This is a genomic window from Corynebacterium sp. HMSC05D03 (genome assembly GCF_001807205.1).
Classification (GTDB): domain Bacteria; phylum Actinomycetota; class Actinomycetes; order Mycobacteriales; family Mycobacteriaceae; genus Corynebacterium; species Corynebacterium aurimucosum.
This window is the reverse complement of sequence record NZ_KV788168.1, coordinates 320,177-329,881: the sequence shown is the minus strand read 5'-3', so window position 1 is coordinate 329,881 and position 9,705 is coordinate 320,177. Positions and strand designations below refer to the sequence as shown.

The following is a 9,705-nucleotide window of genomic DNA, read 5'->3' as shown; positions in this document are numbered from 1 at the left end:
ACAAAAAGTACATTGGCACACTATTGAGTTCTCAGACATCGTCACCACACAGCCATACGGCCCGCTTTAAGCGAAACGCAGTACTGCGAGTAAAGAAAATATTTGTTGTCAGGGCCTGTTTTCCTACCGCCTCTCTCCAAGAACCTCTGTTCCTGTGGGGCGCTGTCGGTCGCGCTGACTCATATAAAGTTACATACGTCCTTGAAAAAACACAAATATGCACTTCAAAGAAGGTTTTTATCCCTTCTTGAAGTGCACAAAGACAACCGTTTAACGCCGACATTGGTTGGCGCTCAGCGTGACCCAAACCAGCCCATGAGGCCCGGGCTAAACACGTTGGTCTTTTTAGCCATCCGGAGATACGCGGCAACCCACACAACGTAGATGATTGCCATCCCTGTGAACGTCCACCCCATCGCAACGTTGGGATTGATAAGCCACGCTATGAACAGTATGGCGATTGCTCCCGCTAGCGCAGTTGTGTAAAGCCACGTCGGTTTGTCGGTAATGGCGAAACTTAAAAGTAGTGACGTTGTAGCAAGACACACGATGGTGAACCCCGCTGGATTGCCGGTCCACATCATCGCTACCAGATCGGCCACGAGCGATAGGACCACGGGGATTGCCGTGCACAGCACAGTGGCCTTAGCCCAGGCACCGCGCGGCAGCCCAAAGGCCACTGCATCTTTGAGTGAGCTGCGGATTGAATCAGCAACTAGCGGCAGGACAATCAACGTAACAATGACACCCACGATGCCCACGCCCTTATCCCACAGCTTGCTCACCACGATGGCTATCGCTATTGCGATGGCTACACCGATCGCAGTCCACATCCACGCGCGGACCTGAGGACGCAACACAATTTGGGAGACCGGGGACGCTGAGAACCAGCCCGTCGAAGAATCACCATCGCTGCCTACGATGAGGGAGCTCGCGGTCATGCGCGATGGCTCGACGCGCTTGGCCACGCAGAATATCCACGCTGCCGTTGGCGCGATGAGAGTCCACCACGGAAAGGCGAAGGGCGCGCTAACAAGAATGAGCACAAGCGTCAGGGAAGCATTGATTCGCCGGTGCCCATTCCACACCCGGGTGCTCAACCCAAAGGTCAGATAACGCGTGAAATCAGGCTGCGAAAGGTAAACCATAAGGACCATAAAGAGTGAGTAACCAATGGCCCACCCTTGCCCGCGATCCATTCCCAGCACCGGAAGGACAACAATCCACAAGGCAAAAAAGAAGCTGTTCCAGCTCAGCGCCATATGTCTATAGAGCTGCATCATGCCTCCCCCAATGCCAACACTGCCTGTTCGAGGGATACCTCGCTGGCACGCAAACCCATCTCCTGGGCCATGTCGAAGACGTTGGTGGTGTGGTTGGGGCGGGCGTCGACAAGCGCGCGGTCTGCCACGGCTGAGGTTTCGCGCTCAAGGACCGGAAGCTGCAGGCGCCCCAGCGCGCGATCGAGGGCTTCGGCAGAGCCGGTGAGTTGGACGACGCCCTCAATGAACTCATCGATGGGTCCGGAGATCGGGCTCTCCCCCATCAAAGCCACGGTATCGAGCAAACCGGATAACTCGTTGAGGTGGTGGGTGGAGACAATGATGGTGCGGCCATGCTCCTCGCGTAAGACTTCGTAGAATACTTCCCGCTTGGAAGCGTCGAGGCCGAGATAGGGTTCGTCGAGAAGCATGTACGGCACCCCCGAAGCCACCGCGACAATGAAGCTCGCCGCCGACTTCTGCCCGCGGGAAAGCCCCGAGTAGTTCTTCATCGGGAGCTCGAAACGCTCCACCAATTCCTCGGCGCGCTCCTTGTTCCAGGTGGGCCAGCGCAGGCTGGCTACGGTGAAGACTTTCTTCACGTTCCAGCCTTCGGGCAAGGGGTTGTCGATACCCATAAGCACAACCTTGTTGAGCACCTTTTCATTGTCATAGGGCTTGTCACCATCGACCTTGATGCCGGAAGCATTCAGCTGTCCGGCAATCTTGCGTAGCAACGTGGTCTTACCAATACCGTTGGGGCCGACGAGGCCATGTGTGAGGCCGTCGCCGAAGGTGAAGTGTGGGGTGGAAATCATGAGTAGAGTCCTCGGCTTTCTGCGACAAGATCAATGAGGTCATGGAGCTGCTGGCGGGTATAGCCCAGGTGCACGGCTTCGTCGATCAGCGGCGCGGCGTACTCGGCTGCAAATTCTTGGCGACGCCGCGCGCGAATCATTTCGGCTGCACCTGAGGTGACAAACATCCCGATGCCCCGGCGCTTTTCGAGGATCCCCAGATCCACGAGAAGAGAAAGGCCTTTACGGGCGGTGGCGGGATTGATGCTATGGAAGGCGGCCAGCTCGTTCGTGGACGGCGCCTGTGCCCCTTCGGTGAGGGTGCCTTCGATAATGGCGTCCTCAATGAGCACAGCTATCTGACGGAAGAGCGGCTGCGCGGAGTTATCCATGCCGACTCCTTAGCTGGTTGGTTACTCATGTAACTAACCATATAACCATCCTTTAGTCCTGGCAAGACTGCATCGAGCCCTGACTTTGACCTGGGAATTCCCTCAAGGTTATCGACGTTTTGTGACTAATGGGGCACACTGGAACACACCGGCCTTAGGCTGGAAGACCTCACAGAAGTGACCTAAGAAAATTATTTAGAAGAAATAGAACGGAATTTAGGAGCCATGCTTGAACGAACACTTGTCTTCGTCGACACGTCATATCTACTCGCCAGTTTCTATAACTCATGGGAAACGGGTGCCCGAGCCCAGCTAGAGATTGATTTACCCGAAGTAGTCAGCTCCCTTGGTTCCATGATTGAGAACCAGGTTGGAAACCGTATTCACCGCCAATACTGGTATGACGGAATCCCGGATACTGGGCCCCACCGCTACCAGCGAGCGTTGCGCGTCTGCGATGGCGTGCAGCTGCGTACCGGCCAACTCATCGAATGGGGCGAGCGCCGCACCCAAAAAGCGGTGGATACCCGCCTTGTCGCCGACATGATCGTCTCCGCTATGAAGGGCCAAGTCACGGACTTTGTTTTGGTCTCCGGCGACGCCGACATGATCCCCGGAGTGCAGGAAGCCGTCAATAACGGCGTGCGCGTGCACCTCTACGGCTTCGGCTGGGATTCAATGTCCTCCGCTCTGCGCCATGCGTGTGATTCCACCACAATCCTTGATCCGCGCGAGGACTTCGCCGATGCAATGGAGCTCGAGGTTCTCGAAGGCCCGCTACCGCCGACCATCCGCGAACCCCAGAATTCCGAGGACGGCAGCGAGGACGTGAGCGATGCCGCTAGCGAGCTCGCTCCGGAATGCGAAGAACCTACCGAGGCACAAGCTGCTTTCCCCTCCGCACCGAAACCCGGGCCGGCCACTCCTTCTGCCGCGGCACAAGATGTGGCGGCCACGGCCGCTCACCCCGAGTCAGCAGCACCCAGCGTCCCCGCCGAGGACGAGGAGCCCTCCCAGCCTGGAACCGCTGCTCAGGAGCCTGCCGACAAAGAGTCGGAAGCAGGCACCGAAGCCTCGAAGCCTGCTCCCAAGCCGGCCGCGCCAAAGCCGTCGATGATGGCACCGCGCCGCAAGCTACGTTCGAAGTACGTTCCGCTCCCTGAAGAAGTGTGGAGCTCCGCCGGGTTCCAGTCTCCCTTTGATGTGGGACAGCAATATGCCTCGTGGTGGTTCGACAACGCTGCGAGCGCTGATCAACGCGACCAGGCTCACCTGCTATCGGGCGGCGGGCTGCCACCGGAAATCGACCGCCCGCTGCTGCAGTTCGCCTGTGAAACGCTGCACGAGTACACGCTCACCGAAACCCAGCGCGTCAACCTGCGCGATGGCTTCCACTCGGGCATCCGCGGCGTGCTCATCAATATCCGCCGGCAAGATAGCTAAAACACCACAGAGACCTTTGAGAGCATAAGGCGCTGAAACTCCCAGGCCGCGCTACGCGGCCCGCTCTCAAAGGTCCCTTTTCTATGCGGTGATGTGGTCCGCGGTGGCTACTGCTTGCCCTCGGTGGTCTCCGATTCGGAACCAACACCAGCTTCGGTGCCAGTCTCAAGCGCTTGGTCGCTAGCGAAGGGGGAACCTTCGATCTCCTTATTCTTGGCCATCTCGGCGCGAATCTCGTCCAAGCGGGACGCGGCGGCCGTATCGTGACCCGCGGCCGAAATCTCCTGAATCCGGCTGCCACCAGTTGCCTGGTGCAGCTCCTGAGCGCCGAGGGCATCGGCGTAGCGCTTCTCAATCTTGGCGCGTACCGAATCCAACGTTGGCGTGGAATCATCGGGCTTGAGCTCGTTCATAGAGTCCAAGGCCTCAGCGTTCTTCTCCTGCATCGCTGCCTGATCAGCCTGGGACAGCAACTGGTCCACCTGCGCGAGCTGCTCCTTAAGGCGGGCCTCCGACTGCTGCTGCTGGGCCTTCGCCTGCTCGGCAGCTTGGGCGGCGGCCTCGTGCTGGGACTTCAGATTGGCCAACTCATTCTCTACGGCGACCAGCTGGCTCGCCACGACCTCTGCCGCTTGGTTGTACTCGGCGGCCTTCTGCGGATCCTCGGAAGCATCCGCCAGCTCCAGCGCCCGGCGGGTCTGGTCTTGGTAGTCCTTCTGGGACTTCACCAGGCGGTTGAGCTGCATTTCCAGCTGGGTTTTGCGTCCAATAATCTCCGCCGCATGTTCGGAAATCTGGCGATGTTGCTCTTTCGCACCTTCCACGGCCTGCTGGATCTGGACCTTGGGGTCAGCGTTCTCGTCGATCTTCTGATCGAAAGAAGCCATCACATACTTCCAGCCTTTGCTAAATGGATTTGCCATCGCACTCACTCCTTAGTGGTTCCTGCAACAGTATTTAATGCAGCTCTTATTAGTGGCCTATATAAAAAGACGCTTTCCTGCGAGTGTAGCGATACTCACAGGAAAGCGCGCGCGGCAGGCCCACCTGAGCCTACAGCGCCACGGAGAAAAGTTCGGGACTATTCCGCCTCTTGGCTCTCCACCTGGGCACGGACCTCATCCATGTCGAGCGCCTTAACCTGGCTGATGAGATCCTCCAGGGCTGCCGGCGGCAATGCACCAGCCTCACGGAAGACAAGGATGCCGTCACGGAACACCATCAAGGTAGGGATGGACTGAATCTGCAGCTTTGCGGATAGATCCTGGTTTGCCTCCGTATCCAGCTTGGCAAACGTGGCATCAGGGTGCTCCTCAGATGCCTTCTCAAAAACCGGACCGAAGCGCTTACACGGGCCGCACCATTCCGCCCAGGCATCAACGAGCGTGATGCCCTCGCCGGAGATGGTCTCCTGGAACGTGTCCTCAGTGATGTCAATCGTTGCCATGTTGTTCCTATCAGTCTCGGGGATATTTGTCGGTTCTATCAACCCTCAACGGTACACAAGACTCGATTATTCCTTGCGCGTATACCCCAGGGGGGTATATTCTTGGCAGTAGCATTAACCGCTAAGAAGAAAGAAGGATTCATCACCATGAGCACCACCACCTACACCGTTACCGGCATGACCTGCGGCCACTGCGAACTCTCCGTGAAGGAAGAGATCTCAGAGATCAAGGGCGTCACCGACGTCACTGCCGACCACACCACCGGTGCTGTCACCGTGACCGGGGAGGGCTTTAGCGACGACCAAGTCGCCGCTGCCGTCGCCGAAGCCGGCTACGAATTGGCCTAAACACCATGACTACCAGCCTCACCCTCGGCATCACTGGGATGACCTGTACGTCGTGCTCCTCCCGCGTCGAGCGCAAACTCAACAAACTCGACAACGTTGAAGCCACGGTCAACTTCGCCACGGAGTCTGCCTCCGTGAGTTATGACCCTGCAACGACGACGCCCGCCGATCTCATCGACGTCGTCGAAGGCGCGGGCTACGGAGCCTTCACCATGGACGGTGAGGGGGAGGAACCAGCAAGCACGGCGGAGGATGCTCGCGAGAGCGAAGCCTCCGACATCCTTCAGCGCACCCTGCTCTCTGCGGCACTCTCCCTACCAGTGATGCTGCTTTCCATGGTCCCGGCCCTGCAGTTTCAGCACTGGCAGTGGGCCTGCTTGATGCTCACGACACTCGTCTACGTCATCGGCGGAGCACCCTTCCACCGCGCTACCTGGGCCAATCTGAAGCATGGCGCTGCCACGATGGATACTCTCATCACACTGGGCACTACCGCCGCTTTCGGTTGGTCCCTCTACGCGCTCTTTTTCGGCGATGCCGGAATGCCCGGTATGACCATGCACATGACGCTACGCTCCAATGACGCGCAGATGGACCACATCTACCTCGAATCCGTCGGCATGGTTATCACCTTCCTGCTGCTTGGACGGTGGTTTGAGCTCAAAGCTAAGGGGCGCTCCTCCGAGGCGCTCACCACGCTGCTGACTATGGGGGCTAAAGAAGCCACCGTGCTTCGCGACGGCACCGAAACCCGCATTCCCGCCAGCGAGCTCCACGTAGGCGATGTTTTTGTGGTCCGTCCCGGCGAGAAGATCGCCACCGATGGCGTGGTTCTCAGCGGTCATTCCGCCGTGGATGAATCCCTGCTCACCGGCGAGTCAATGCCGGTTGAGGTTTCACCCGGCAGCACGGTGACGGGCGCTACCATCAACGCCTCTGGGCGCCTTGAGGTGCGCGCCACCCGCGTTGGCTCCGACACCGTTTTGGCCCAGATGGGCGCGCTGGTCACTGCGGCCCAGACCTCGAAGGCCCCTGTACAACGTCTCGCGGACCGCATCGCCGCCGTCTTTGTCCCGATCGTCATCGGCATCGCTCTCCTCGCCCTCGTGGCACACCTGTTGTTCGGTGGTATCGCCCCAGCCTTCGTGGCCGCCGTCTCCGTCCTCATCATCGCGTGTCCGTGCGCCATGGGCTTGGCGACGCCCACCGCAATCCTCGTGGGCACCGGGCGCGGCGCCGAACTGGGAATCCTCATCAAGGGCCCGGAGATTTTGGAATCGACGCGCCAGATCGACACCATCGTTCTAGATAAAACGGGCACCATCACGGAAGGCCAGATGTCGGTGGGAGCAATCCAATCTACGGCAGGGCACACGCAGCAGGACGTTCTTCGTCTCGCCGCGGCCGCAGAGCAGGGCTCCGAGCACCCCATCGCACGCGCCATCCGCACGGCTTACGACGGCGAGCTCCCCACAGCCGAAGACTTCCACGAGCTTCCCGGCCAAGGCATCGAGGCAACGATTGAGGGCGCGCACGTGCGAGTCGGCCGGCCGCCTGCGGGCTATGAGGGCACCGGGACCCAAGTCGGCGTCTACGTCGATGACACCCTGGCAGGCTCCATCGAGCTGCAGGATCGCATCAAGGAATCCTCCGCCGCCGCCATCGCAGCAATGCACAAGCTAGGACTTACACCCCACCTACTCACCGGGGATAACGCCGGCGCGGCGCGTGCAGTGGCGCGAGCCGTTGGCATTGATGATGCCAACGTGACAGCGGAGGTCATGCCCGCAGACAAAGTGGATACTATTGCTCGTCTGCAGGAGCAGGGGCGCACTGTGGCCATGGTGGGCGATGGCGTCAACGACGCCGCAGCGCTCGCGCAGGCGGACCTCGGAATCGCGATGGGCGCGGGAGCAGACGTGGCCATCGAAGCTTCCGATATCACGGTGATGAACAACGACCTGCGCTCCGTTGCCGAGGCAGTGCGACTCGCGCGCAGCACCCTGCGCATCATCAAGGGCAACCTATTTTGGGCCTTCGCCTATAATATTATTCTTCTTCCTGTGGCAGCGTTTGGCCTGCTCAACCCCCTACTGGCGGGGTTGGCAATGGCCCTGAGCTCAGTCTTTGTGGTGACCAATTCTCTGCGGCTGAAAAGCTTTACCCCCGAGGAGTAAGCTTAGCCTGCATGAATCGTCTTGATCATCGCTCTATCTCACGCACGGAGAGGCTCGACCGCCTTCCCGTCACTGGAAAACACAAACGTCTCCTCTTCGGCTCCGGCATCGGCTGGGCGCTCGACGCCATGGACGTGGGCCTCATCTCCTTCATCATGGCCGCTTTGGCCGTGCACTGGGGGATCACACCGACCCAATCCTCCTGGCTGGCGTCCGTGGGCTTCATCGGCATGGCCTTGGGCGCCACCTTCGGCGGCCTCTTGGCCGATAAGTTCGGCCGCCGCCACATTTTTGCTCTGACCCTGCTGGTCTATGGCCTTGCCACGGGCGCTTCTGCCCTGGCAACGGGCCTCACGCTCCTCATCATCCTGCGCTTCTTCATCGGACTTGGCCTCGGCGCTGAGCTGCCGGTGGCCTCCACGCTGATTTCCGAGTTCGCACCGCTCAAGGTGCGCGGGCGCATGGTCGTTCTGCTGGAGGCCTTCTGGGCGGTGGGGTGGATCCTCGCTGCGGTAATTGGAACGTTCGTGGTGGGGGCGTCGGAAAGCGGCTGGCGCTGGGCCCTAGCGCTCGGCATGGTGCCCGCGCTCTACGCTCTCTATGTACGCCTTCACTTGCCTGAATCAGTGCGCTTCCTAGAGTCGAAGGGCCGCCACGAGGAAGCAGAAGAAATCGTCGCTTCCTTTGAGGCCGAGGTGGATGAGGCGGACATTGACCGCACGACCCCGGCACCGACCTACTCCGAGGAAGATGTCACCGCCACCAGCATTTGGTCAAAGTCCTTGCGTGGGCGCACGCTGGCGCTGTGGACCATCTGGTTCTGCGTCAACCTCTCTTACTACGGCGCCTTCATTTGGATTCCGTCACTGCTCGTCGCGGATGGCTTCTCCCTGGTGAAGTCCTTCAGCTTCACGCTGATTATCACCCTCGCCCAGCTACCCGGCTACGCCGCAGCCGGCTGGCTCATTGAGGTCTGGGGCCGCCGCTCGACCCTAGCGATATTCCTCGTGGGTTCCGCCCTGTCCGCCGGGTTCTTTGGTTTCGCTAACACTGAAGCCATGATCATCCTGGCCGGTTGCCTGCTCTCCTTCTTCAACCTTGGCGCGTGGGGTGCGCTGTACGCCATCGGCCCGGAGCTCTACCCCACCGCCCTGCGCGGGCGCGGTACCGGTGCGGCAGCTGGCTTCGGCCGACTCGCATCAATCCTGGCACCGCTCATCGTTCCGCCGCTCATCGCGGTGGCAGGAACGGGCTCGCTCTTCGCGCTGTTCGCAGCAGCCTTCGGCCTCGCAGCTGTAGCAGCACTGACACTGCCAGAGTTCAAGGGCAGGACCCTTGCTCAATAGGGTCGCCCTTGGCGCGTGGATCGCGGTCATGGCCGCGCTCACCACGCTTAAGCCCTTCTATCAGATTGGCTACCTCTGGAAGCCGGAGAACCAGCGAGTTCGTGACCTGCGTTTGGTGCCACTTGATGAGTTCTCCGGAGGCACCTGGTTTGGCCCGCTTTTTGAGTATGCGGGCAATACCGCCTTTTTCATTCCTTTCGGCATGCTCGTCTTCAGCATGTGCCGATCAATCAAGGCAACGGCCGCGTGGGGATTCGCGCTGAGTTTGGCGCTGGAAACAGTCCAGTATGCCTTCGCGCTCGGACGCACTGATATTGATGACCTCATCTTCAATACGATCGGCGCGCTCATCGGCGCGGCATTTGCCCGGCTTTGTGGCGAGCGCTTCTTCCCGGTGTGGCGATGGCTGGCGCTCGCCGCGGCTGCGGTCTTCTTGGTCTTGGTCATCCTCGGCCCACGGTTGGGTGACCCCAACGCCGTGGTGGACCTGTAA

Annotated in this window: 10 protein-coding genes; 5 read left to right on the top strand and 5 right to left on the bottom strand. The window is 59.9% G+C overall.

The features are described from left to right. Positions 1 to 293: 293 nt before the first annotated feature. Genes HMPREF3147_RS03950 through HMPREF3147_RS03940 form a run of 3 tightly spaced genes read right to left on the bottom strand, consistent with a single transcriptional unit; the run spans position 294 to position 2,451 of the window. On the bottom strand, positions 294 to 1,283 hold the full coding sequence (locus HMPREF3147_RS03950) for a hypothetical protein (RefSeq protein WP_246815719.1): 990 nt from the start codon (positions 1,281 to 1,283) through the stop codon (positions 294 to 296). Beyond that, the gene (locus HMPREF3147_RS03945; RefSeq protein ID WP_070444726.1) at positions 1,280 to 2,080 is read right to left on the bottom strand and encodes an ATP-binding cassette domain-containing protein; all 801 of its coding nucleotides are present in this window, start codon (positions 2,078 to 2,080) and stop codon (positions 1,280 to 1,282) included. Before HMPREF3147_RS03945 ends, HMPREF3147_RS03950 begins: the two co-directional genes overlap by 4 nt. Continuing rightward, the gene (locus HMPREF3147_RS03940; protein WP_070444724.1) at positions 2,077 to 2,451 is read right to left on the bottom strand and encodes a GntR family transcriptional regulator; all 375 of its coding nucleotides are present in this window, start codon (positions 2,449 to 2,451) and stop codon (positions 2,077 to 2,079) included. Before HMPREF3147_RS03940 ends, HMPREF3147_RS03945 begins: the two co-directional genes overlap by 4 nt. 225 nt (positions 2,452 to 2,676) lie before the next feature. Between HMPREF3147_RS03940 and HMPREF3147_RS03935 the strand changes: the two genes are divergently transcribed. Beyond that, the gene (locus tag HMPREF3147_RS03935) at positions 2,677 to 3,894 is read left to right on the top strand and encodes an NYN domain-containing protein (RefSeq protein WP_070444722.1); all 1,218 of its coding nucleotides are present in this window, start codon (positions 2,677 to 2,679) and stop codon (positions 3,892 to 3,894) included. A 107-nt stretch (positions 3,895 to 4,001) separates the two neighbouring features. Here the strand turns inward: HMPREF3147_RS03935 and HMPREF3147_RS03930 are convergent, their stop codons facing one another. Both HMPREF3147_RS03930 and trxA read right to left on the bottom strand, forming a co-directional pair. After that, positions 4,002 to 4,817 (bottom strand): PspA/IM30 family protein, encoded by an 816-nt coding sequence (locus tag HMPREF3147_RS03930; protein WP_070444720.1) that lies wholly within the window; start codon positions 4,815 to 4,817, stop codon positions 4,002 to 4,004. A 158-nt stretch (positions 4,818 to 4,975) separates the two neighbouring features. Continuing rightward, a complete protein-coding gene (gene trxA / locus HMPREF3147_RS03925; protein WP_070444718.1) occupies positions 4,976 to 5,341 on the bottom strand; it encodes a thioredoxin in 366 nt (121 codons plus the stop codon). Between the two features lie 147 nt (positions 5,342 to 5,488). On the opposite strand from trxA, the gene HMPREF3147_RS03920 reads away from it, so the two are divergent. Genes HMPREF3147_RS03920 through HMPREF3147_RS03905 form a run of 4 tightly spaced genes read left to right on the top strand, consistent with a single transcriptional unit; the run spans position 5,489 to position 9,705 of the window. Then, the gene (locus tag HMPREF3147_RS03920) at positions 5,489 to 5,689 is read left to right on the top strand and encodes a heavy-metal-associated domain-containing protein (protein ID WP_070444716.1); all 201 of its coding nucleotides are present in this window, start codon (positions 5,489 to 5,491) and stop codon (positions 5,687 to 5,689) included. A gap of 5 nt (positions 5,690 to 5,694) precedes the next feature. Then, the gene (locus tag HMPREF3147_RS03915) at positions 5,695 to 7,866 is read left to right on the top strand and encodes a heavy metal translocating P-type ATPase (protein ID WP_010187888.1); all 2,172 of its coding nucleotides are present in this window, start codon (positions 5,695 to 5,697) and stop codon (positions 7,864 to 7,866) included. Positions 7,867 to 7,877: 11 nt separating this feature from the next. Continuing rightward, entirely contained in the window at positions 7,878 to 9,212 is a 1,335-nt protein-coding gene (locus HMPREF3147_RS03910; RefSeq protein WP_010187889.1) for an MFS transporter, read from the top strand. After that, positions 9,202 to 9,705, top strand: a complete 504-nt coding sequence (locus HMPREF3147_RS03905; RefSeq protein WP_371325734.1) for a VanZ family protein — start codon at positions 9,202 to 9,204, stop codon at positions 9,703 to 9,705. Before HMPREF3147_RS03910 ends, HMPREF3147_RS03905 begins: the two co-directional genes overlap by 11 nt.